This is a genomic window from Parabacteroides faecis, assembly GCF_014647375.1.
Taxonomy (GTDB): Bacteria; Bacteroidota; Bacteroidia; order Bacteroidales; family Tannerellaceae; genus Parabacteroides; species Parabacteroides faecis.
In genome coordinates, this window is the sequence record NZ_BMPB01000009.1 from 58,703 (window position 1) to 82,372 (window position 23,670).

Here is a 23,670-nt window from a genome sequence, read left to right on the forward strand (position 1 = left end):
ACAATTAAATGACCAGTATGATGAAGCAGGAAAAGATAAGATTGTTATTTGTTTGTCTCGGAAATATCTGTCGCTCTCCGTCGGCAGAAGCGGTGATGAAGAAATTGGTAAAGGATGCCGGTCTTGAAGATTCTATCGAAGTCGATTCGGCAGGTATCATGGGATATCATGAAGGAGAACGTGCCGACCAGCGGATGCGTAGCCATGCGGCACGGCGGGGCTATGTGCTCGATTCTATCTCCCGTCCTGTCCGTACTTCCGATTTCTATGATTTCGATCTGATCATCGGGATGGACGATCGTAATATCGATGACCTGAAACAGAAGGCCCCCGACCTGGAATCTGTTGCTAAAATACACCAGATGACGGAATATTCCCGTAATAAATTATACGACTATGTCCCCGATCCCTATTACGGAGGCGCCTCCGGCTTTGAGTTGGTTCTCGATTTACTGGAAGACGCCTGTGGCGGATTATTGGAAACTATTTCTTCAGGTCAGGATAACTGATACGGGTATGGAACATCGTTTTCAGCTTGTCGACAAAAACACTTTTAATGGTTTCCACGTCCCGGAAGGTCAGCGGAGCACTCTTTAATAATCCGTCAGCGATCTGTCCGTCGATAATTTTATCCACCAACTGTTTGATGCTCTCTTCCGTATGTTCTTTCAGACTGCGGGAGGCCGCTTCAACAGAGTCCGCCATCATCAGCACGGCAGTCTCTTTTGAGAACGGGTTAGGTCCCGGATAAGTAAACACCTTTTCGTCGATCTCTTTATCCGGATATTGGTTTTTGAATGAGTTATAGAAATATTTGGCTTTCCCCAATCCATGATGTGTGCGGATGAAATCGACGACAGCTTTCGGTAACAATGCCTTCTCGGCTATCCTTACTCCATCGGTGACATGGTTGATGATCACTTTGGCACTCTGGTCGAAGGTCAGTTGGCTATGCGGATTCACACTACTTTGGTTTTCGGTAAAGAAAGCCGGATTTGCCATTTTTCCTATATCATGGTACATGGCTCCCGTACGCACCAGTTGCGCATTCGCTCCGATTTTTGCAGCCGCTTCCGATGCCAGTATAGAGACCTGCAGGGAGTGCTGGAATGTTCCGGGAGATGTTTCCGATAACTTTTTAAGAATAGGCGTATTGATGTTCGATAATTCCACCAACGTGATACTCGATACATATCCGAAGGTCTTTTCTAGCATGTAAACCAGAATATAAGTAAACATCAACAGAATGAAGTTAATACCGAAGTACAGGATCATCAGCCAGTTGATCTTGTTGAAATCGGCTTCCTGATATAAGGCAAGACTGATATAACATAATGTATAAGACATAAAGATCAGGAATGCGCAACGGATCAGCTGCGAACGTTCCGACAGGTCTCTCAAGCTGAAGGTAACGACCATCCCCGCTATGATCTGTAACAGCAGGAACTCATGCGGGAAAGGTACCATCAGCGAACATATCAATACGATGATAAGATGTGTAAACAGGGCTGTACGGGAATCAAAGAAAGTCCGGACAACGATCGGCACAATCGCATAAGGCAATATATAAATATTGAACAGTGCATACGTGACACACAACTCTGTCAATATACAACTGACAAATATACACAGGACGAGAAACAGCGCGTTCCGCCTGTTATGTAATATCTTCAACCGGAAGGACCACAGGTATAGCCAGAAACAGAAAATCATACCGAAGACCAGTACGAATTGTCCGCCAAGGATAATACTTTGACGTTGGGCGCCGCCCGACTTCGTTTCGTGTACGATCTTTAGGGAACGTAACACATTGTATGTGTGATTATCAATAATTTCTCCCCTGTCAACGATGCGTTCCCCCGCCTGTACCATACCGTTTGCCAGTGCTACCCCCCGGAGCATATCGTCTTTTACTTTCTCCGACATCGCTTCATCGTACGATACGTTTTCCGTCAGGTAATTATTAATATCACAAGACTGCAGGATCGATTTGTCCAAACGGGTCGGACAATTATTTATAATGAACTCATAAGCTGTTTTTACCGTGAAAAAGTCGCTGGCATAACGGGAATGTGCAATATTATTTTCCAGCAGGTTAACGCGTTCGTAGTTGTTCTTTTTCAGGTTTTCTACTTCCTGTGGGGCTATGATCCCTTTTTTGTACAGGCTGACCAGGCTATTTTCGATGTATTGCATATAAGCCGGCGTCGCTTTCCGTTTCAGGTCATTGTTGTAGGCAGTCCGTAACTTGTCGACTTCCGTATTTTCGACAGTCGCGTCCATGCGGAAATAAGGTTCGAAGTTTTTCAGTACACTGTCTTTTTCTGCTTCGACTTCGGCATCGGTTTTATAAATAGGAAAATCGCTCGGCGCAGTAAGCAATCCGTACCTCCAGGGCTTGCCTTCATAGAACTGATAACGGAATTTCCCCTCACGCGGGAAAAAGTAAGCAATTAGCAGAGATGCTACTATGAAATATACGGCCGGGTGTATGCTATAGTTTTTTAGTTTCATAAGATTCTCATTTGAGGGCGAAATGTACATAAAAAAGTTTAGTAAGAGAAAAAAAAGGACTACTTTTGCCGCATTATTATAGAATGAAAGAATTATGACTCAAAGGAAAGTTAGAGTCCGTTTTGCACCCAGCCCGACAGGGGCGCTGCATATCGGAGGTGTTCGTACTGCTTTATACAACTATTTGTTTGCCAAACAAAATGGCGGAGATTTGATTTTACGTATTGAAGATACCGATTCTCAACGGTTTGTTCCGGGAGCCGAGAAGTATATCATTGAAGCTCTTACCTGGTTGGGTATCAAGTTCGATGAAGGTGTGAACTTTGGAGGCGAACAGGGGCCCTATCGTCAAAGTGAGAGAAAGGCTATTTATAAAGACTATGTCGATCAGTTGTTGAACGACGGTCTGGCTTATATCGCTTTCGATACACCACAGGAACTGGATGCCAAACGTCAGGAAATCGCTAATTTCCAGTACGATGCATCTACCCGTTTGCAGATGCGCAACTCCTTGACACTTTCTGCAGAGGAAACAAAGGCATTGATCGATGCCGGCAACCAGTATGTTGTCCGTATCAAGATCGAACCGAACGAAGATATCCATGTAAACGATATCATCCGTGGTGAAGTAGTGATCAACTCTTCTATCCTGGATGATAAAGTATTATATAAATCGGCTGACCAGCTGCCTACTTACCATCTGGCAAACATTGTCGATGACCACCTGATGGAAGTAACTCACGTGATCCGTGGTGAAGAATGGTTGCCGAGTGCTCCCCTTCATGTCCTGTTATACCGTTATCTGGGTTGGGCGGATACGATGCCGCAATTTGCCCATCTCGCTTTATTGCTGAAGCCGGAAGGGAACGGTAAACTGAGTAAACGTGACGGTGACCGTTTAGGATTCCCTGTGTTCCCGTTGGAATGGCATGATCCTAAGACTGGCGATATTTCTTCGGGATACCGTGAAAGCGGTTATTTGCCGGAAGCAGTCGTTAACTTTCTTGCTCTGCTGGGATGGAACCCCGGTAACGATCAGGAGATCATGAGCATGGATGAACTGATCAAATATTTCGATCTTACCCGTTGCAGCAAGGCCGGTGCCAAGTTCGATTATGAAAAAGGTAAATGGTTCAACCACCAGTATATCCAGAAGAAAGACAATAAAGAAGTGGCAGCACTGTTCATGCCTATCCTTGAAAGCCACGGTGTAAAAGCCGAATCTGCTTATGTGGAAAAAGTGGTAGGAATGATGAAAGACCGTGTTTCTTTTATTAAGGAATTGTGGGATGTTTGTGCATTCTTCTTTGTTGCTCCGACCGAATACGATGAGAAGACAACGAAAAAACGCTGGAAAGCCGATTCTGCAGCCCAGTTGGCAGAACTGATCGAAGTGCTGCGCGTTCGTGAACCGTTCGATATCGAAGGAACTGAAGAAGAAGTGAAAGCCTGGATCGAAAGCAAAGGATACCATTTGGGAAATATCATGAATGCTACCCGTCTGGCTTTGGTCGGTGAAGGAAAAGGCCCTCACATATTTGATATTACAGAAGCTTTAGGAAAAGAAGAATCTATTCGCCGTATCGAAAGAGCGATTGAAGTGCTTAAATAAGTTATGTATAGTCTGGCAATCCACTTTTACGCATTTATCATTGCGTTGATATCTCCATTCCATAAAAAGGCCCGGATCATGCGTCTGGGGCAGTGGAGGACGAATTCTATTCTTCGTGAGAAGATCGACCGGAATGCAAAATATATCTGGTTTCATGCTTCCTCCCTGGGCGAGTTCGAACAGGGCCGTCCGATGATGGAGAAGATCAAGGCGGAACATCCGGAGTATAAAATACTGCTTACTTTCTTTTCTCCTTCGGGATATGAGGTTCGTAAGAATTACAATGGGGCAGATGTCATTTGTTATCTGCCCTTCGATACGCCTTACCGGGTTAAAAAGTTCCTGAATCTGGCAAACCCGGCTATTGCCGTATTTATAAAATATGAGTTTTGGGGAAATTACCTGCATGAGTTAAAACGCAGAGGCATCCCTGTTTATATCATTTCTGCTATCTTCCGTCGTGACCAGCTGTTTTTCCAATGGTTCGGTTATTCATACCGGAAGATGCTTTATTGCTTCACACATTTGTTCGTACAGGACGATCGCTCGAAAGAATTATTGAATGAATTTGGTATCAGGAATGTGACGGTTACCGGTGATACCCGCTTCGACCGGGTATTGGACGTTCGTAACCAGGCCCGTGAATTGCCGAATGTGGAACGTTTTGTTTGTGAAGGAGGAGAAGAGAAACACCTTACTCTTATTGCCGGAAGTTCCTGGCCGCAGGATGAGGAAATACTGATCCCTTATTTCAATGAACATCCGGAGATGAAATTAATTATTGCGCCGCATGAGATCCACCGGGAACATCTGATGTATATCGAGTCGCTGTTGAAGCGTCCCTCTGTCCGTTTATCGGATGTGAAGCAAGATCCGTCTTTACTGGAAGGAAAAGATTGCCTGATCATCGATAGTTTCGGATTGCTCTCTTCGATCTACCGTTACGGCACGATCGCTTATATCGGTGGAGGTTTCGGAGCCGGTATACATAATACATTGGAAGCTGCGGTGTATGGCATACCTGTCATATTCGGACCCAGATACCAGAAATTCAAGGAAGCACGCGACCTGATCAAAGTGGGAGGAGGTTTTTCCGTATCGGATAAACAGGTTTTCTGCGATAAGATGGATGAGTTGCTGACTTATCATGAAGTTTTGGAAGCTTCGGGTAATAGTGCCGGACATTTCGTTAGCGATAATGCCGGGGCAACCGATAAGATATTACAAACGATTCAGTTTTAAAAAGAGATACCGATTGATCAGATGTTTTTCAGGTTTATGCCGGATAAGAAACAGACATCTGTCAATCGGTACTCGTTTTTTTAAGCTCCGGGTTCTCAAAATCCCGTGTATTCCACTTTCATTCAATAGCCCGGAGCCTTGCGCATAGTTGATGTTTTTATGTATTGCGCTTTTTTCTCATTGATTTATTCTGTTGCCGGAGCTTCTTCACCGACCATCAGGGGAGTAATATTATTTTCTGCTCCCGGATAGCCGATATTCTGATTGATAACTCCTCCGGTATTTGTCTTGATCGCATTTTCCGGAACCGGCCACAGTACATGATGTACGCTCATCCGGTATTCGCCATAAGGGATAACGACTCCTTTGTTGTAAAAGTTATTATGCTTGATCACCCAATCGAAATAAAAGTTCACTCCAGCATCCTTACAGTTTGTCCCGGTTCCGCCCGGACCGGAGAAATTATCTAATTTATAGATGCGCCCCCCGAATTCTTCACAAGCCTTGCCTGTTTTAGCATACAGATAGGACATGCGGACCAGTTCCACATGGCGGTTTTCTTCGTAGTACAGTTCACGGGCACGTTCGGCCAATACCTCGGCGATACCGATCGTTCCGGTCAAAGGTTCTGCCCCGGCGCGGTTGCGGACAACATTCAGCATGGCGGCAGCATTCGCATTATCCCCTTTCCAATAGTAGCACTCGGCCATCATCAGATATGTTTCGGCTGAACGATAGACATACCAGGGAGTTTCACCGCCCTGGTAATCCTGTGTTTTTGTAGGGTCCGGAACAAACAGTTTGTAATGCGGCCACATATACCAGCAACGGATAGAGTCGGCAACGGACATGTCATTCGGGCGAACCAGCGGCTGGCCATACCACGGACTGTTATTCTTCTTCAGGCTCGGCTCATTGTATCGCAGATCCTCCATACGTTTCCAGCTGTCGTGATTATTCGGACTGCGCAAGTCGTTCTTTTCCTTATCGGTCCAGATCTCATACTGGAAATAATTCGTAGGGCGGCAAGTGCCGATACCACGGCCGTAATTGGCATCATTATCGATCTCCGTGTTCTTGTCTTCGGAGGCCGGAACAATAGCTGTCCCGGATTTTCCGTCCGGAGTTTTGATGGCTGCCCCTTTGGCCCAGTAGGGGAGTCCGTTACGCATCGTATAAATACGTTTATCTCCGGCTTCGACAATGTCAGGATAAGCCACCACGTACATGAGACCTTCCGTATTGTTCATGTCTATTTTAGCTTCTACGCTATGTAAGTCATGCATCAGGTTTGTATTCGGTTTGTTCTGGTTGCTGGTGAAACGTTCTGTCATCAACGGATGCCGGGCAACTACTTCCTTTCCCACTTCGATGGCGCGGTCGAAATCTCCCAGCGACATACATATTTTCATTAATAACATGCCGCAAGCATCTTTATTAGCCCTGCCGCGGTCCATCTGTTCAGGAACCCATTGATAGGCAAACTCCATATCCTTTTTACATTGTTCGAGTATGCTCCAGCGGTCATAGGAATAAAAGTCGAGCTTCGGCCGGGTGATCTCTTCACTTAACCAGGGGACGTTCCCGAACTGATGTGTCAATTTGTAATAACGGTAGGAACGATGGAAATAGGCTCCGCCCAGCACTGCATTCCGCTCTGCCTCGTCTTTGAATGTGGCGGCGTCGAGACGGCTGATCACAATATTGGCATACTTGATCCCTTTAAAACCTTCTGCCCAATACCATCCGTTCTTGCCTTTCATATCATTCTTCGTACGGGCAGGAAGCATCTCGTTATCGAAATCGACCAGCGAACCGCTTTCATCGGTTTTCCCATGTACGGCAATATCTGCTGTGTACATTTCCGTTAGTATCGGAGCGCCGTCGGTAAAAAATTCGTGGCGCATATTCCGTTCGCAGGCTACCAATGCGGAGTACAAACCGGCTGCGTCTACATAGGTGTTTTCCGGAGTGTAGAAGGATAGGGGCTTCGGTTCGAGCCAACTGTCGTTACAGGAGTTGAGTAAAGGTAACGCGGCTAAAGCCAGTATAAGATATTTTGTATTGTTCATAATCTTAATTCTTATAGGTTGATCAATGTTTATAAAGTAAAGTTTACACCGAAATTGACGGTTCTCAGCGTCGTGTCGCCGCCTTCCGGATCTCCGAAAGTCCATCCTGTGATGACGAACGGGTTACGAACGGCAACAGAGAAACGCATGTTCTGTACGGAGAATTTTTTCAGGAAGTTTTGCGGAACATTATACGACAATGTGATGTTTTCCATGCGTACAAATGTCTTTTTTACATAATTGCTACCGATGTTTTTAGATCCCAGGCGTCCGTAATCGTCGGTCGGATTATCTTTCGTCCAGCGCGGAATATCTACTACGGTATACCGGTCGAACATACCGCCTGTATTGGCAGCCCGGTTGAATGTCCCGTATTGTCCGATATGCGAATACATCATAAAGGATAAATTGAAGTTTTTATAGAATGTAAACTCATTTCTCCATGACCAGCGGTAACGGGGAGTTGTATATCCCTGGAATATCTTATCGTCGTTATCCATTACCCCGTCGTTGTTCTGGTCGATGTATTTAAAATCTCCCGGCTTATTCCCGTATTTGGCAGCCTCTTCTTCTTCTCCGAGCTGCCAGACGCCGTCGCGTTCATAATCCCATATCTGATCTGTATCGTGACCGATGAACCATTTGTTTGCTATATCATCCGCTTCTTTATATCCGATTACATTGCCGTCGGCATCCTTCACTTCTTCTTTGTCTCCATACAGATGTTTGATTTTCCGGCGGTTGAATGAGAAGGTTCCGCTTGAATTCCAAGAGAAGTTTTTATTCTCTATCAGATTGGCATTCAAAGTCAGCTCAAATCCACGGTTCGTCAATGTTCCCAGATTGGCTTTCACATTATCGTACCCTAAAATGGAAGGCAGCGAACGGCTCACCAACAGATCATTGGTTTCGGCCATGTAAGTTTCCATGCTACCGCTTAGTCTGTTTCCGCACACAGAGAAGTCGATACCTATATTGTAAGAGGCCGTACGTTCCCATTTCAATGCGCTGTTCGGCATGCGGTTGATGTATATCTGGGAGGTTACATAGACATTTCCGTTCTGGTCGATATAAGGATGCAGTCCGGAATTCAGGGAAGCCAATGCTTCATATTGGCCGATATCCCTGTTCCCGTTCTGTCCCCAGGAAAAACGGAGTTTTCCGTAATTCAGCCAATTGTCTGATGCCTTCATAAATTTTTCGGAAGTAAAGACCCAGCCCAAAGCTAATGCGGGGAATGTGGCACGTGGGTTCATTTGCCCGAAAGCGGAATAGCCGTCACGTCGGACCGAAGCTGTGATCAGATATTTATCCCGGAAAGAATAAAATACGCGTCCCATCAACGCATCTCCTGTTTTGTAGGTATCGTTACTGGAGACGGATGGAATGGCTCCGGCTCCGATATTATGGTATCCAAGCACGTCACTTGGGGTAAACTGCTGGTTCTTGGCTACCGTTTGCCACCATTGCCCCTTTTCCGCATTGAACAGGAACGTCGCTTCTACACGGTGATCCTTACCGAACTCCTGTTTCCAGCGTACGATATGGTCGAGCAGCCAGTTGAACGTCTTCTCGTTTTTTCGTTCCGACTTTCCGCCTTCTCCGGCCCATTCAGGATGTTGGGACGATTCATGGTTCATATATTCGTACCAATGGTAACGGGGAGTAAAATTCATTTGGTATTCCAACCCGAAAGGTAATTTCAGGATAGCATACAAATTGGCATTGAAATCATGGTTGATATCGCGCCGGTCGCGATACAGGTTGTCGAAGAACGGATTTTTGGTATTATTGTCGCCGGAAGGATACATCCGGTACGGACTATCCAGGTTGTCAATTTCGTTGGTCGTGTATGGTGAATTATGCTCGCGCTGATCGACATCGGCAGCCAGGTAACCGCCGATACGGGTCGCAAATTGAGAATTTAGTCCGACAGTAAGAAAAGAAGTAACTTTCGATTCCAGATTCAGTCGTGACCGGAAATTCCGGTAGCGGTCACCGGTTTTTACTCCTTCACGGTCGGCGTATCCCAGCGACCAATAATAAGAGAAATTGTCCGTCCGGTTGGAAATACTGGTGGTATAATCCTGTTGCAGACCGGTCTGATAAACGATGTCATCCCAATTGGTCTCCACACCGTTCAGATAATTTTCAATTTCGATATTCTGCAGATTCAGACGGGTCAGCCAGGTTGTGACCAGTGTCTTGTCATCAGGCAGCACTGAACCTGGATTTTTCTGGTCGTAATTGTACCATGTCAATGGATCGACTCCCATCGATGACAAGGTGCGCGGGTCGGCATACTTGCCGGGTTGTGCAGTTAGTTCGTCCTGGGATAGCAGACCCTCTGCATATTCCTGACGAAATGCCAGGAAGCCTGCTCCGTCAACCGTTTTAGGCAAGCGCGAATTATGTACCAGGCCGACGTTGGCATTGAAAGTAATCACCGGCTTACCCGTATTTCCTTTTTTAGTCGTAATGGCAATGACTCCATTGGCTGCTTTGGCTCCATAAACAGCAACGGAACTGGCATCTTTCAGGACATCGATGCTTTCGACATCCATGGCATTGATATCCTGCATGGAACCGTCGTAAATGACGCCATCCAGTACGATGAGAGGCGCAGAACCTGCACTTAACGTATTTTTTCCTCGTATTTGCAGGTCGGCTGTACCGGCAGCATCTGTAGACATGCTGATGGACAAACCGGCGGCACTGGCACGAAGCAGGTCTTGAACGGACCGTGGAGCTTCCGCTTCCATTTTTTCTGCTTTTACACGGGAAATAGCACCTGTCAGGTCTTTTTTCTTAGCTGTACCATAACCGATAACCAGTACTTCATCCAGTTCTTCGGTATCTTCTTTTAGAGTGATTGTGAGTATTTCCTGATTGGTAACAGGAATCTCTTGCGTTACATAACCGATATAAGAAAATACTAATATCGGCTTTTCCCCTGACACATTCAGTCTGAACATTCCGTCACTACCGGTTATGGTTCCATTGGTCTTTCCTTTTTCCATAACATTAACACCGATAAGTGCTTCACCTGAATGATCTTTTACAATACCTTTTACGGTAGTTCTTTGCGCATAGGCCTGACTAATAAACATCCCTGATAAAAATAGTATCAAGGCAAGTCGATGAAAAAAACTGAGAACATGATTTTTCATACAAATGTAAATACTAGATATCCATCAATCCCCGGAGTGGATGGTTATACAAATAAAAGAAGGCGTGAGGATTGTTGATTATATCTAGTTGGAGGCCTTCGACTGCCCTGTAGCTAATATAAACAACAACTCACGCCCTTTTATCTTGTACATCCATAGAGACATATGCATATAACAATGCCTATGAACAGATATAACAAGGAAAGGTTCGTGAGCGTTTTTGTTGTCTATTATCTAGCTACATTGAAAAGTGTCGAAGTTTCCAACTAAGATAATATCTTTAAAACGCTTCCGTAATCAATAAAATGTACCGACCAATAACGCTTTATCGGTGTGTACGGGAACAAAAATATGTAGAAGTGTTGGATAAAGCAAATAAAAACAAAAAAAGTTTTGAATTGTTCCTCTGTTCTCTTGAGAAAGATACGTTTCACAGAATAAGGAAAGACTGTGAAGATACGTCGTTTGAGACACGACTGACTTGTACAGGCAAAGCCATAGTTGCAGTCAGCTGTAAACCTCTGATAATAATTGACTATCTCTTGTTTTAAACAAATGTCATTTTGTCGGCATAAGGTTCGATGTGTTGGCGGTTTGACCAAATAATTGGATTTAAGATAACACGCGTGTTCTGTATTACTCTTCTTATAGAAAATGTATATACACATTTATTAACACAATGTTTGGCTGATACGCGTTTTTAACTCGGTTGAGAAAAGAGGTAAACTCGTTTTAAACGAATTATTTTTCATTTTAAATAAGTTTTATTTTGATTGTAGCAGAAATACCTACTCGTTTAAATGTATATACTTGTTAATTTAAGGGCGTATGTGTTATTTTATATGCGTAGGGAGAGCCTGATTATATGTTCTAAAGCATTTCATCGCTTCTAAAACTACCAGAACAACACTTAACTCTCCGGTGTTCAAAAGCTCGCAGGTGACCATATATTGCAATAAAATATCGGATATTTTAGAAATAATACGACAGAATAATATCAATATGTCTAGAATTATGACATCTCAAAGATGGCGAACCTCTCTACAATCGAATAAAAACAACCATCGCCTTCGGGCTATCCATACAACTTACCCAGCAGGCTATAAGATGACATTTTGTCAATTTGCTGTGAGGAGGATGGATAATAAAAACGTTTGAATAATTGTGTCTTCTTTCGAAATGTAGTAAATTTGTATAGGTACAAAAAGAACAGGAAATGACTATATTTGATGAATATAAGACATACACTGGTGATACATCAATCTCGTCATCCTTGCTTTGGGAATATGACTTGTCTCATTTTGATTGGTGGAAATCAAGAAAAGTAGTAGTTCAACGTGTCATAGAGAGGGGATGGCTAAAGGATTTTTATGCTGCATTTAAATTGTATGGCGGTATAGAAGGATTTAGGGAAATAATAAAAGAAGTTCCCAATTTGTCGTCCCGGGATATGAATTTTGTCTGTATTGCCTTTAATCTTAAAAAAGAAGAATTAAAATGTTACACACGGAAACTGTTGCGAGATCAACTCTTGAACTCTTAAAAATGCTGGAAAGTGAAAGTGTGATGTCAAATTTTAATTTGGCAGGGGGAACTTCTTTGGCCTTATATTTAGGTCATAGAATCAGTGTTGATCTGGATCTTTTTACACCGGAATCATTCGATGCAGGGAAACTAGAAATATTCCTTCGTGATAAATATGGTTTCCGTACTGACTTCATGGAAAAAAATACCTTGAAGGGAACCATAGACGGTGTTAAGATAGACTGCATTACCCATTCTTATGGTTATCTTGAGAAGCCATACACCGAGTCTGATATAAGATTGTATAGTATGGAGGATATCGTAGCCATGAAACTTTCAGCTATTGCCGATAATGGTTCGCGGCTAAAAGATTTTATTGATATAGCTTTTTTATCTACTCGTTTTCCTTTTAATTCAATGCTTAGGTTGTATGAGCGTAAATTCCCCGGGTCAAATCTCATCAGACCTTTCAAGGCTATTACTTATTTTGATGACATAGATTTCGAAGAAGATATTGTTATGTTGAATGGTAAATATGATTGGAAACTTATTGAAAGGAGATTGATTGATATGACTCAAATTCAAAATAAAGTTTTTGAGTCGTTTCCGCTTCCTTAATTTATATTTCATATATAGGTTAGCTGAATGGAAAAATTTGAAATGTAGTCATAATAATATTATTCTTATCAATCGATAGCATTATGAAAAAAAATATTAGTTTGTGTTCATTAGTTCTCTGTGTTGTTTCGTTTTCTTGTGGTTCTGTAAAAGATAACCAGGAATCGCAAGAGATTTTATCTTCTTATGTAAATCCTTTTATCGGTGCCTCCACCAGTATGGATGCGGGTGGATCTTATCATGGTTTAGGTAAAACTTTTCCGGGAGTGACGGCTCCGTTCGGTATGGTACAGGTCAGTCCTAATACGATTACCGGAGGGGATAATGGTTCCGGTTATAGTGATGAGCATACTTCCATCGAAGGTTTTGCTTTTACACAAATGAGCGGGATTGGCTGGTATGGCGATCTGGGAAACCTGCTTGTTATGCCGACGGTAGGGAAACTGCATACATTTTCGGGTACATCGGACGAACCGGATAAGGGATACCGCTCCCGGTACGATAAGTCTTCGGAAAAAGCATCTGCCGGTTATTACTCTGTGATGCTGACGGATTATCAGATAAAAGCGGAGGCAACGGCACTTCCTCATAGCGGAATGTTGCGTTTTACATTTCCTGAAAGTAAAGAATCGCGTATCCAGATAGATCTGGCAAGAAGGGTGGGAGGAACTTCTACCTGGCAAGCTATCGAAGTGATCAATGACCATACGATCCGTGGAGAGATGAAATGTCCTCCCGAAGGCGGCGGCTGGGGAAATGGCGACGGTAAAGCTGACTATATCGTCTATTTCTATGCCGAGTTTTCCCGGCCTTTCCGGTCGCATGGCGTATGGTCGGCCGATATACCGGACGACTGGACACGCAAACGCGGAGATATAGAGAGTGAACGCTATCATGAAGTAGTGAGAAATGCCCGGATCATTCCGGACGTAACTTCTTATGTGGGGAAGCATATCGGATTCTATGCTGACTTCGATACAAAAAACGGAGATCAGATTCTGATGAAAAGCGGCATCTCTTTTACCAGTATGAGGAATGCAGAAGAGAACCTTCATTCGGAAATGAATGCATGGGATTTTGATGCGACATTGGCTTCCTGCCAGCAGTTGTGGAATGACGCACTTTCCAAAATCACCGTATCGGGTGGGACGGAAGATGAAAAGCATATCTTTTATACGGCTCTTTATCACACGATGATCGATCCGCGTGTATGCAGTGATGTGAATGGAGAATATATGGGGGCGGATAAACAGGTGCATGTAACAGACCGGTTCTCTAAACGGACAATTTTTAGTGGTTGGGATGTTTTCCGGAGCCAGATGCCTTTGCAAACGATTATAAATCCGACTCTGATCAATGACCAGATAAACTCGCTGGTTGAGATTGCGGACCAGAGCGGAAACAACTATCTGGAACGATGGGAGTTGCTGAATGCCTATTCGGGCTGTATGCTGGGGAATCCGGCTATCTCAGTGTTATGTGATGCTTATTCAAAGGGAATCCGTTCGTATGATATAGACAAGGCTTATCAGTATGCATTGAATACATCCCGGATGTTTGGAAATAATGAAAACGGATATACGCCGGGTTCCATCTCTCATACATTAGAATATGCCTACAACGATTGGTGTATGGCTCGTTTGGCCGGATGGCTTGGGAAAGAGGCGGATAAGGAGCTTTTTGAACGCAGGTCAGGAACTTATACGACCCTTTACGATCCGGATTATGGCTGGTTCCGTCCCCGTAATGAAAAAGGGGAATATTTGCCGTTACCGGAACAGGGGAGACTGGCTGAAGGATATGGTTGTGTGGAAAGTAATGCCTATCAGCAAGGATGGTTTGTACCTCATGATGTGGAAGGCATGATCAAACTGATGGGCGGACGGGAAAAGGTTCTGGCTGATCTGACGGATATGTTTGAACAAACACCTGCCGGCTATTTATGGAATCAATATTATAATCACGCCAACGAACCGGTACATCATGTACCCTTCCTGTTCAATCGCCTGGGTGCTCCGGAACTTACGCAGAAATGGACGCGGGATATTTGCCGGAATGCTTATAAAAATTCAGTATTGGGATTGGTCGGTAATGAGGACGTAGGACAGATGTCGGCCTGGTACGTATTGGCGGCTAGTGGATTACATCCGGTTTGTCCAGGCGACCAGCGGTATGAACTGACCAGCCCGGTATTTGAGAAGATCGTCTTCAATCTGGATCCTGACTATGCGGAGGGTAAGACATTTGTGATTGAAGCTCACAATAACAGCCCTGAAAATATCTATGTCCAGCAGGCTACTTTAAATGGAAATCCTTACAATAAATGTTATCTGATGCATGCCGACCTGATGAAGGGGGGAACGTTGGTGTTACAGATGGGGGCAGAGCCTTCGGATTGGGGAAAATGAGATAAAAGACTTTTATATAGATTGAATATCTGATACATAAATAAGAAATGATACATACTATTCAAAAATCCGAACGCTTGAATGTTGTAGATGCGCTTCGCGGCTTTGCTTTGTTGGCTATTGTGTTATTGCATAATCTTGAACATTATAATATTTATTTCATTCCGGAGTTTCAGCCGGCCTGGTTGCAGGTTCTGGACAAATGGATGTGGGATAGCTTTTTCTTTCTGTTTAGTGGAAAGGCTTATGCTACTTTCTCCTTGCTTTTTGGCTTCAGCTTCTATATTCAGTTTCATCATGCGGAACAAAAAGGGCTAGATTTTCGGGGACGTTTTGCCTGGCGGTTAGTTCTGTTGTTTCTGTTTGCCCAACTTCATGCTTTATTTTATAACGGTGATATTCTGGTACTCTATGCCGTTGCAGGTTTTGTCCTTATTCCGGTGTGTAAATTGAAAGATAAAATTGTTTTTTGGATCGCCATCTTTCTGTTGCTTCAACCTTTTGAATGGGGCAGGATGTTGTATGCGTTATCTGATCCGGATTATGTCGCTGTCGGGAATAGATTCATGATCTATTCGGAACGGGTAGGAGGAGTGACTATGAATGGTTCTTTTTGGGAGGTCTTGCGCAGTAACATATGGGACGGACAATTGTATAGCAACTTCTGGCAGGTAGAAAATGGACGGTTGTTTCAGACATCGGCCTTGTTTATGTTTGGAATGTTGTTAGGACGTAATGGCTCTTTCATCAGGAACGACCGTACGATTGGCTTTTGGAAACGTGTCTTAGGCATAGGTATATTGGCATTCGTTCCGTTGTATCTGCTTCGGGTTTTTGTCCCCGAACATATAGATAATCCATCCGTATTGCTTCCTTATAAGATAATAACTCAATCTCTTGGCAATTTTGCCTTTATGCTGATCCTGGTTTCGGCCTTTGTGCTGATTTGGTTCAAAAAGGAGAATGGGGGTAACTGGCAGAAGTTTATTATCCCTTACGGACGTATGAGCCTGACCAACTATATTTCGCAGTCTATAATAGGTGTGTGTATTTATTATGGATTTGGCTTGGGGTTGTATCGTGTTACCGGAGCTACGGAGACTTTGCTTATCGGACTGGCTATTTTCACCGTTCAATGGGTATTCAGCCGTTACTGGTTGTCGTGCCATAAACAAGGTCCATTGGAGTATTTATGGAAACAAGGAACCTGGATAGGCAGTAAAAACAATAAAAAGAAGTAATTAGAGAGTGTAGAAAAAATAACCCCGACAGACCAGGTTTGTCGGGGTTATTTTTCTATGTTCCAGAATACAACTATTAATATTCGTCTGTAAACATCGGGTCCCAGGCCGGGAGGCGGGTCGGTGTTTGTTTGAGAACGTCTTTTACTTTGTCGGTGATATATTTCTTGTCGACTACCAGACGGAACATATATTCGTTGAACCATTCGTCGGTCATGATCAGGTGGCCGCTGTTGGCACCCGGTCCCCAGCTGTTTTCGACCATCCATTTTTTTGGTGTGCCGTTAGCATCGAGATCGACGGCCATCAGGGTCATGGCATGTGACGATCCGCTGGCGAATGTTTGGATACGTTGTTTCTTATCCATGCCGAAAGTAGTTCCCATCAGTGAGCCGTAGTCGTAATAGTTCACGTCCAGCAGACCACGTTCACGGTCGAAGAATTTACCCACGTCGCAAGAGAAATACATCATTGTGCTGTCTTTGATGGAGGCGATAGCCATTTCTTTGATATCTTCGATCGGAAGGTTTACGTAAGTCCAGTTCTTTCCGTCATAACGGTGGCGGTCGAAATCGATCTCATATAACTTGTAGTACTCACGGCTCGGATCGTTCATTAACATGACATAATTGTTTGTCAGGTCTTTGCCGATATATTCATCGAAGAATGATTTAGGAGTGTATTCTTTGGTTTCAACCGGATTGCCTTGTGCATCTTTACGTGTCCAAGTGAATTTCGTAGGCGGTTCACCCAGGTTGAGGACCAGCATCCGGTAAATAGTTCCCAGCATTTCGGTTTTACTCTTTTCCAGTGCGGCTACTTTACTCCCTTTGGCAGACTGGTCGCGCAGATGCAGGCCGAACTCTTTCAATTTAAGGCTGATCAGATTAGCCATTCTTCCTGTACTTTCACTGCTATTGGTTTCTACCATTACGTCAGACGGAACTACGCCATATTTACCCAGAATATCGGATATTCCGGTGAACTGTCCTCCGTCGCTAAGCGGATTTTTGAATAGCCATTCCACCATTTTGTCATCCATCGGCTTTTCGCGTGTGTCGATAATCCCTTGCAGGAACAGATTGGCTTTTTCCAGCTGGTCCCAGAAGAAGGAGTAATTCTGCGAGAATTGAAAATCTCCCATATTGTACTTTGCGATCGCCTGTGCACGAAATACGTTCAGACCGGTAAATAGCCAGCAACGGCCGGATGATTTCTGGTTGGTAATCCCTTTGCTGTCTACTTTATTGGAGAAATAAGTATCGAAATTATTTTTACTTTCTGCATTTACCGCCAGTTTGTTGATATCGTTATTACTGATGGCGTTATGAATAGCCTTGTCGGTAGGAGTCCCTTTGTACGATTGTTTGATCTGTTGCAGCATTTCCGGAGAAATTCCTCCGCTGGTTTGCTGTCCGAAGGCGGATAACGTAATACCCAGTGCAAGGGCTGTTATCCATAGGTTGTTTCGTTTCATGATATAGTTCGTTTATGTTATGTATTTAATTTGTTACAAAGATAAGGGATACAAATTGGAATGACTAGATATGGTAAAAGAAAAATAATATATGTATTTTCTGATAACTTTGGTAAAATTTACTGTTTTTAATTGTTTGTTTGAAAACAATATTACTAATGTTGTAGAATGTTATATTTAGGTAGTGTCGGAATTTGATACACTAATGCTTGCTATAATCGTTTGCTTAAGTAGTAGGTTTGTATAGTTTAATCCCTATTTATTGTGACAGTTGTTGTAACAAATGTTAATTTGAAGATATGTGTTAAAGAAATACATATTTTTATCAAATTTAGTGTTTATATTTGACGGATGTCTTGAAAAACAATCTTGTATACATAAATAATAATGGGGAAGATGAAATTTTCTATTTTCAGTTATTCAATTCTATTCTTTTCTTTGTTTTTTGTTATCAGTTGTCGGAAAACTGTAATAAAGCGGAGTGATTCTGACTCAGTATATATAACTTTCAATGATAAAGAAAAGATAGATCTGGATGAAAGGTATGTGACTTTTATTGACACCATTAGATTGGAAACAAATGATAATTCCTTACTTAAGTATATAGATCGTATCTGTGTTGATGAGGACATGTACTTCTTTTTTGACGGATCTTTATCTAAAATTGTCATTTTTGATAAAGAAGGAAACTATGTAAACCAAATAAGTAAAATAGGCCAAGGTCCGGGAGAATATGCTCAACTATCCGATTTTTTTGTCGATACGAAAGAAAAACAAATCGTATTGCTTTGTGATAGACCTGAAAAAATAATGTACTTCAATTATGAGGGGGAATTTATAAAGGAAAACTATTTTAATACTTTGTATATGCAAATTGCTTCAGACAACGAGTATATATATGTAGATAATCCATTTCATCCGGAATTAGAAAACTCACAAGTAATAGTTTTAAATAAGAAAGGAAATATAGTATCATATCAGTTACCCTTATTGCCGAATCCGGGTATAAATTTGATGGCACCTGGAAATTGCTTTACAAAAAATTCCACTATTCATTATGTTCGACGTTTTGATAATTCGATATATGAAATTAAAGATGGTGTTGTCAGTCAGCAATACTGTATAGATTTTAAACAACATAATCTTCCCGAAAATATATTTGATGGGATTGAGACCCCTGATCAATTGCACGAATTAGCACGGGAGAAGAGATATATCTATTGTTTATTTAATATATCAGATGGTGAAAAATACATGCTTATAAATACAAATATTGGAATTTATATTATTGATAAGGAAATGAGTGAGATACAGAAAATAGATTATATTAAAAATCCACTCCTTCCTACAGATACAAAACATAATTTTCCTATAGATAATACGAATGGTATTTTTGCGTGTGTTTACTCTTCATATATGTTTGATACGCAAAAAGAATGGATACAGAATGGTAAGTCTAAATTGAATGAAGAGCAGCGAAAATTTGTGTTGAGTGTAAAAGAAGAAGATAATCCAATACTGTTCTTGTATCAATTGAAATGAAAAAATGATTGGGGATATCATCGGATGGTGGTCTTAAAAAGACCTTCTATATACGATATTGCTGTTTTTAACTCGGATAGTAACCCAAGGTATTAATTGCAAAACGAATAGTTGGACTTCCCGGTGATACGGTTGCTATTGTAAATAGTGATCTCCAAATAAAATAATCTTATGCTTGTTAAGACATATTTATATATTCCGTAAATTACTTTTGTTGAAGTAATTTACGGAATATGTTTGTGATACTTATTTCTTAGCGAGGAACTTCTTACTCAGCCATTTTCTAACCGGTTCGTCATATAGTTTCAGGCATAGGTAAGCCAAAACTATATTCAATATACAAACACCCAAGACTACCTGCCAGGTCTCTGCGAGCGTGTAAAGTTCTTTGTCGATCAACCAGGCATAGAACAGGTACATCACAGGATAATGTATGATATAAAGAGGGAAAGAAATGTCTCCCAGGAATTTACATATCTTTGTCGATTTCGTATCGGTAGTGGTTCCCGATGCTCCCACCCAGATAAGGATAGGGAAAATCAGGATGATACAAAATGATTCATAAAGTCCGTTCATAGAAATCGGATCTGTCCCTTCCACGAATGGTACAGAGAACAACCCCAGTAATATGATCGAACAGATCCAGAATGCGCCTCTCACCTTGATGGGCTTGAAGTTACGGGATAAAAGCATACCCATTGAAAAGGGGAAGAGCATGCGTAATAATCCGCCTACAAAATTCACGCCATCCAATGTCCACCCGACTCCGATGTTACCGTAACCGGATACGTCGAGGGTGGCGAATGCTGCCAGTGCTGCTCCCATCAAAAAGACGACTACAGTCAATGCCTTGGTTGATAAACGGCGAATGAACAGGGCATAAAGAATATTACCGATATACTCGAAAAACAACGACCAGCTGGGACCGTTCAGCGGGAACATTTCGCCATTTCCTCTGACTTCATAACTGGCTCCCGGTATGGCGGGAATGAAGAACAATGAACAAAGCAGGGATAGCATGACCAAGGAAATAGAGACATGTGTCCCGTCCCATTTTACACTGCCTTGAATCAGGAAAGAGATAACACCCAGAACCGCTCCCATGATAACCATCGGATGAAGACGGATCAAACGGCGTTTAAAGAAATCTTTCATGGTTAGCGTTTTTGACCAGCGGTCGTCATACGCATAACCAATAACGAAACCGGATAGGATAAAGAAGAAATCCACAGCCAGATAGCCGTGATTGATACTATCGATGGTAGTGCCTCCGGCAAAAGCGTAGCCTTCGAACACGTGATACCATACGACTAAAAGTGCTGCCACCCCTCTTAATCCGTCGAGAAGATCGTAATGAGGTTTACTGTCTGTGAATGCAGCAGAAGAGATGTTTTGCATGATAAGAGTTTGTTATTTAGATTATTATTATTACGTGTAACTTATGAAGCTCCAAAATTATAAAACTTATGCGTCCTAAAATTTGTCCTACGTCAAATAGTACCGGATAAAGATTATTTCTGGGCTCTGATCCGGCTGAGTGTAGATGAGGTTATCCCCAGGTAGGAGGCAATATAGCCCAATTGTACACGCTGATACACTTCGGGAAATTGTTGTTTGAATTCCTCAAATCTCTCCTTTGCTGACAAGGTAAGACGTTCTTTATGTGAGCGGTGCAAACGCCTGTATTCGTTCTGATGAATGACTCTTCCCCAGTTGGCCAGTTCGATATTGGTTTGAAAAAGCTGTAGCAAATCGGCCAGTGATATTTGATAGGCTACTACTTCTTCAAGCGTTTCTACAAACTCTTCACTTACCTTATTATAGTACAACTCATCCATACTAAAGACAATACTTCCTTCATAGGCGAAAGAGGTGGTTATTTCCTCTCCGTTTACCAACCAGAAGGAGCGGGTCATTCCTTTCTCTATAAAGTAAGCCGATTTGCAAAACATATTAGCTTTTATCAGTTGATGCTTTTTAGGGAAATGACATAAAGTGACATGTTCTTTCAATGTTTGTATCGTTGTATCGGAAATTGGATATGAAGAGTTTATCTTGTCAATAATATTTACCATAAGAAATTCTTGATTATTTTCCATCACATGCAAAAATAAGAGGAATAATGCAACATTTCTCCTGTTGGGGAGATATTTTCATAGAAAAGGTGATAAAGTAGATTAATCAATCTAAATAAGAAGGATATTAAACAGACTTCAGACCGTATTTGATGTATAGCGTTTGGTCCTCCTGTTTATTTAGATTCATTGCTCTATTTCTATTTGTGGATGAATTATGTTTATAAATAGTTGAATAAAGTTTATATATGATTGAATTTTATTCAATATAATTTCTATATTTGTCCGGATAACTTTTTAGGAAGGTAATAATATGAAACAGATGAAATTATTATTCAGCGTCTTTTTCTCTTTTGTATTTCTGACTTGTTTCGGGCAGTTGCAACCATTGACCGGTCAGGGAGTGACCTTGAATACTCAAAGCGGAGATATTCATGGAAAACTACTTCTTCCTCCGGGAATGAAGTCTTTTCCTGTTGTTTTATTGATTGCCGGATCAGGCCCGACCGATATGGATGGTAATTCTGCCGTTGGGCAGATGACGAACAACTCTTTGAGATACCTTGCCGAAGATTTGGCAAAGCAGGGGATTGCTTCTCTTCGTTTCGATAAGCGGGGAATAGCTTCCAGTGCTTCGGCAGGAAAGAGAGAGGCAGACTTGCGTTTCGAAGACTATGTGAATGACGTAAAAGGTTGGATCGATTATTTGAAAAAAGATTCGCGCTTTACCGGTATTACGGTGATCGGGCATAGTGAAGGATCGTTGATCGGGATGTTGGCATGCCGTAATAATCCGAAAGTAAAAGCCTTTGTGTCGTTAGCCGGAGCGGGGAGACCGGCTTATGAAATAATAGAAAAGCAGTTGTCTTCCCAACCGGAATCGGTCCGGAATATAGTAGCCGCTATCAATGATTCGTTGCGACAGGGTAAATTGGTGGCGAATGTTCCGTTTGGAATGGAAGCGCTGTTCAGGCAATCGGTTCAACCTTATATGATATCATGGTATAAATATAATCCTCAACAGATAATCAAGGAATTAACGATACCGAGCCTAATCGTGCAGGGTAAAACCGATATACAGGTTCTCGTAGAGGATGCGGAACTGTTGAAGAAGGCTTCTCCTTCGGCAAAGCTTCTTTTAATTGAAAAGATGAACCATGTATTGAAAGATTGTGATACGACCGATCCCCAGAAGCAGATGGCAGTCTATACAAATCCTTCTTTACCGGTTAATGCAGTTTTGCTTTCGTCATTGGGTACGTTTATAAAGGAACAGAAGTGATTATGGGAGAAGTCAGAAAACGTTTGCCGTTGCAGTGTCCGGCCTGTGATTCTCCTCTGAGAGTGGGACGGCTCTTTTGCGAACAATGTGATACGGAGGTTTGCGGGAACTTTGAACTGCCTCTTCTGGCAAGGTTGACCGAGAAGGAGCAGTTATTTATCGTTGATTTTATCAAGTCGAGTGGCAGCTTGAAAGATATGGCGAAGAATATGGGAGTGAGTTATCCTACTGTTAGGAATATATTGGATGATCTGATTGATAAATTAAATAAGATTGAATAGTTATGAAAAGACAATGGTTGAATTTTCTGATTAATCCGTTTGAATGGATTGCCGGTTTTCAGGCGCTGGGGTGGGGGCTTTTAGGAATGGTCGTATCCACGGTTATCAGCTATCTTTCCGGATGGCATTATCATGGTTTATTGCATTTCGGTCCGGCACCGAATCCGGCCTGGTGGTGTTACGCTGTCGAACATCTGGTTGTTTGGATGGTGCCGGCTACTTTGTTTTATCTCGGAGGGTTGATCTTGTCGCGTTCCCGGATCAGGGTGATCGATGTGTTGGGGACAGTTGCTTTTGCCCAGATCCCTTTCATCTTTATGAATTTGTTCAATATGTTGCCTCCGATGCAGAATCTGGCAAAAGTGGATATGAATGTGCCGCCGACAGAATTGTTGGCACAACCTGGTTTCCTGGTAGGAGTATGGCTTTCATTGATCGGAGTTATATTTCTGGTCTGGGTATTGGTCTGGATGTTCAAAGCACTGAAGGTCTCTTGTAATCTGAAGGGGTATTCGTTGGGTATTCTCTACTGTGTAGCCGTGTTTGGTGGTGATATTCTTTGCCGTTACCTGATCGGTCTGTGTTATTAATATCAATGGAAAAAATATCTTT

At 42.4% G+C, this 23,670-nt stretch carries 17 protein-coding genes; 11 read left to right on the forward strand and 6 right to left on the reverse strand.

What is annotated here, in order from left to right:
* Positions 1-20 precede the first annotated feature (20 nt).
* Positions 21-509: a low molecular weight protein-tyrosine-phosphatase gene (locus IEY67_RS14270; RefSeq protein WP_370450099.1), complete on the forward strand. Its 489-nt coding sequence runs from the start codon at positions 21-23 to the stop codon at positions 507-509.
* Here IEY67_RS14270 and IEY67_RS14275 read toward each other — a convergent pair.
* On the reverse strand, positions 484-2,514 hold the full coding sequence (locus tag IEY67_RS14275; RefSeq protein WP_183672080.1) for an HD family phosphohydrolase: 2,031 nt from the start codon (positions 2,512-2,514) through the stop codon (positions 484-486). The two genes, IEY67_RS14270 and IEY67_RS14275, sit on opposite strands and share 26 nt — an antisense overlap.
* Positions 2,515-2,608: 94 nt before the next feature.
* Here IEY67_RS14275 and gltX point away from each other — a divergent pair, with 94 nt between their 5' ends.
* The gene (gene gltX, locus IEY67_RS14280; protein ID WP_183672081.1) at positions 2,609-4,126 is read left to right on the forward strand and encodes a glutamate--tRNA ligase; all 1,518 of its coding nucleotides are present in this window, start codon (positions 2,609-2,611) and stop codon (positions 4,124-4,126) included.
* Positions 4,127-4,129: 3 nt separating this feature from the next.
* Positions 4,130-5,368 (forward strand): 3-deoxy-D-manno-octulosonic acid transferase, encoded by a 1,239-nt coding sequence (locus tag IEY67_RS14285; RefSeq protein ID WP_122356328.1) that lies wholly within the window; start codon positions 4,130-4,132, stop codon positions 5,366-5,368.
* 185 nt (positions 5,369-5,553) lie between these two features.
* On the opposite strand, the gene IEY67_RS14290 is transcribed toward IEY67_RS14285, so the two are convergent.
* Together IEY67_RS14290 and IEY67_RS14295 are read right to left on the reverse strand one after the other, a co-directional pair.
* Positions 5,554-7,440, reverse strand: a complete 1,887-nt coding sequence (locus IEY67_RS14290; RefSeq protein ID WP_122356326.1) for a RagB/SusD family nutrient uptake outer membrane protein — start codon at positions 7,438-7,440, stop codon at positions 5,554-5,556.
* Positions 7,441-7,469: 29 nt separating this feature from the next.
* Positions 7,470-10,610 (reverse strand): SusC/RagA family TonB-linked outer membrane protein, encoded by a 3,141-nt coding sequence (locus tag IEY67_RS14295; RefSeq protein WP_122356324.1) that lies wholly within the window; start codon positions 10,608-10,610, stop codon positions 7,470-7,472.
* A gap of 1,216 nt (positions 10,611-11,826) precedes the next feature.
* On the opposite strand from IEY67_RS14295, the gene IEY67_RS14300 reads away from it, so the two are divergent.
* From IEY67_RS14300 to IEY67_RS14315, 4 genes are all read left to right on the forward strand, one after another.
* A complete protein-coding gene (locus IEY67_RS14300) occupies positions 11,827-12,153 on the forward strand; it encodes a DUF6922 domain-containing protein (RefSeq protein ID WP_007654232.1) in 327 nt (108 codons plus the stop codon).
* On the forward strand, positions 12,108-12,752 hold the full coding sequence (locus IEY67_RS14305; RefSeq protein WP_122356322.1) for a nucleotidyl transferase AbiEii/AbiGii toxin family protein: 645 nt from the start codon (positions 12,108-12,110) through the stop codon (positions 12,750-12,752). Before IEY67_RS14300 ends, IEY67_RS14305 begins: the two co-directional genes overlap by 46 nt.
* Positions 12,753-12,835: 83 nt before the next feature.
* Positions 12,836-15,160 (forward strand): GH92 family glycosyl hydrolase, encoded by a 2,325-nt coding sequence (locus IEY67_RS14310; protein ID WP_183672082.1) that lies wholly within the window; start codon positions 12,836-12,838, stop codon positions 15,158-15,160.
* Positions 15,161-15,207: 47 nt separating this feature from the next.
* A complete protein-coding gene (locus tag IEY67_RS14315) occupies positions 15,208-16,401 on the forward strand; it encodes a DUF418 domain-containing protein (protein WP_183672083.1) in 1,194 nt (397 codons plus the stop codon).
* Positions 16,402-16,477: 76 nt separating this feature from the next.
* On the opposite strand, the gene IEY67_RS14320 is transcribed toward IEY67_RS14315, so the two are convergent.
* Positions 16,478-17,878 carry a C1 family peptidase gene (locus IEY67_RS14320; protein WP_183672084.1) on the reverse strand — a complete coding sequence of 467 codons (1,401 nt, stop codon included), beginning with the start codon at positions 17,876-17,878 and terminating at the stop codon, positions 16,478-16,480.
* A 387-nt stretch (positions 17,879-18,265) separates the two neighbouring features.
* Here IEY67_RS14320 and IEY67_RS14325 point away from each other — a divergent pair, with 387 nt between their 5' ends.
* A complete protein-coding gene (locus IEY67_RS14325; RefSeq protein ID WP_183672085.1) occupies positions 18,266-19,420 on the forward strand; it encodes a DUF4934 domain-containing protein in 1,155 nt (384 codons plus the stop codon).
* Between the two features lie 246 nt (positions 19,421-19,666).
* On the opposite strand, the gene IEY67_RS14330 is transcribed toward IEY67_RS14325, so the two are convergent.
* Together IEY67_RS14330 and IEY67_RS14335 are read right to left on the reverse strand one after the other, a co-directional pair.
* Positions 19,667-20,818, reverse strand: coding sequence for an acyltransferase family protein (locus IEY67_RS14330; RefSeq protein ID WP_183672086.1), 1,152 nt, complete (start codon positions 20,816-20,818; stop codon positions 19,667-19,669).
* Between the two features lie 113 nt (positions 20,819-20,931).
* Complete coding sequence (locus IEY67_RS14335) at positions 20,932-21,495, reverse strand: Crp/Fnr family transcriptional regulator (RefSeq protein WP_122356395.1); 564 nt, start codon at positions 21,493-21,495, stop codon at positions 20,932-20,934.
* 313 nt (positions 21,496-21,808) lie between these two features.
* Here IEY67_RS14335 and IEY67_RS14340 point away from each other — a divergent pair, with 313 nt between their 5' ends.
* Genes IEY67_RS14340 through IEY67_RS14350 form a run of 3 tightly spaced genes read left to right on the forward strand, consistent with a single transcriptional unit; the run spans position 21,809 to position 23,648 of the window.
* Positions 21,809-22,777 (forward strand): alpha/beta hydrolase, encoded by a 969-nt coding sequence (locus IEY67_RS14340; protein WP_183672087.1) that lies wholly within the window; start codon positions 21,809-21,811, stop codon positions 22,775-22,777.
* Between the two features lie 2 nt (positions 22,778-22,779).
* Positions 22,780-23,058, forward strand: a complete 279-nt coding sequence (locus IEY67_RS14345; RefSeq protein ID WP_122356308.1) for a DUF2089 family protein — start codon at positions 22,780-22,782, stop codon at positions 23,056-23,058.
* 2 nt (positions 23,059-23,060) lie between these two features.
* Entirely contained in the window at positions 23,061-23,648 is a 588-nt protein-coding gene (locus tag IEY67_RS14350) for a YIP1 family protein (protein WP_122374997.1), read from the forward strand.
* Positions 23,649-23,670 lie beyond the last annotated feature (22 nt).

What these genes read in the sequence shown, in the direction of transcription:
- IEY67_RS14330 (WP_183672086.1), bottom strand. Translation starts at nt 20,818, where the DNA reads ATGCAAAACATCTCTTCTGCTGCATTCACAGACAGTAAACCTCATTAC.
- IEY67_RS14300 (WP_007654232.1), top strand. Translation starts at nt 11,827, where the DNA reads ATGACTATATTTGATGAATATAAGACATACACTGGTGATACATCAATC.
- IEY67_RS14295 (WP_122356324.1), bottom strand. Translation starts at nt 10,610, where the DNA reads ATGAAAAATCATGTTCTCAGTTTTTTTCATCGACTTGCCTTGATACTA.
- IEY67_RS14275 (WP_183672080.1), bottom strand. Translation starts at nt 2,514, where the DNA reads ATGAAACTAAAAAACTATAGCATACACCCGGCCGTATATTTCATAGTA.
- IEY67_RS14345 (WP_122356308.1), top strand. Translation starts at nt 22,780, where the DNA reads ATGGGAGAAGTCAGAAAACGTTTGCCGTTGCAGTGTCCGGCCTGTGAT.
- gltX (WP_183672081.1), top strand. Translation starts at nt 2,609, where the DNA reads ATGACTCAAAGGAAAGTTAGAGTCCGTTTTGCACCCAGCCCGACAGGG.
- IEY67_RS14290 (WP_122356326.1), bottom strand. Translation starts at nt 7,440, where the DNA reads ATGAACAATACAAAATATCTTATACTGGCTTTAGCCGCGTTACCTTTA.
- IEY67_RS14320 (WP_183672084.1), bottom strand. Translation starts at nt 17,878, where the DNA reads ATGAAACGAAACAACCTATGGATAACAGCCCTTGCACTGGGTATTACG.
- IEY67_RS14310 (WP_183672082.1), top strand. Translation starts at nt 12,836, where the DNA reads ATGAAAAAAAATATTAGTTTGTGTTCATTAGTTCTCTGTGTTGTTTCG.
- IEY67_RS14285 (WP_122356328.1), top strand. Translation starts at nt 4,130, where the DNA reads ATGTATAGTCTGGCAATCCACTTTTACGCATTTATCATTGCGTTGATA.
- IEY67_RS14315 (WP_183672083.1), top strand. Translation starts at nt 15,208, where the DNA reads ATGATACATACTATTCAAAAATCCGAACGCTTGAATGTTGTAGATGCG.
- IEY67_RS14340 (WP_183672087.1), top strand. Translation starts at nt 21,809, where the DNA reads ATGAAACAGATGAAATTATTATTCAGCGTCTTTTTCTCTTTTGTATTT.
- IEY67_RS14305 (WP_122356322.1), top strand. Translation starts at nt 12,108, where the DNA reads ATGTTACACACGGAAACTGTTGCGAGATCAACTCTTGAACTCTTAAAA.
- IEY67_RS14350 (WP_122374997.1), top strand. Translation starts at nt 23,061, where the DNA reads ATGAAAAGACAATGGTTGAATTTTCTGATTAATCCGTTTGAATGGATT.
- IEY67_RS14335 (WP_122356395.1), bottom strand. Translation starts at nt 21,495, where the DNA reads ATGGTAAATATTATTGACAAGATAAACTCTTCATATCCAATTTCCGAT.
- IEY67_RS14270 (WP_370450099.1), top strand. Translation starts at nt 21, where the DNA reads ATGAAGCAGGAAAAGATAAGATTGTTATTTGTTTGTCTCGGAAATATC.
- IEY67_RS14325 (WP_183672085.1), top strand. Translation starts at nt 18,266, where the DNA reads ATGGGGAAGATGAAATTTTCTATTTTCAGTTATTCAATTCTATTCTTT.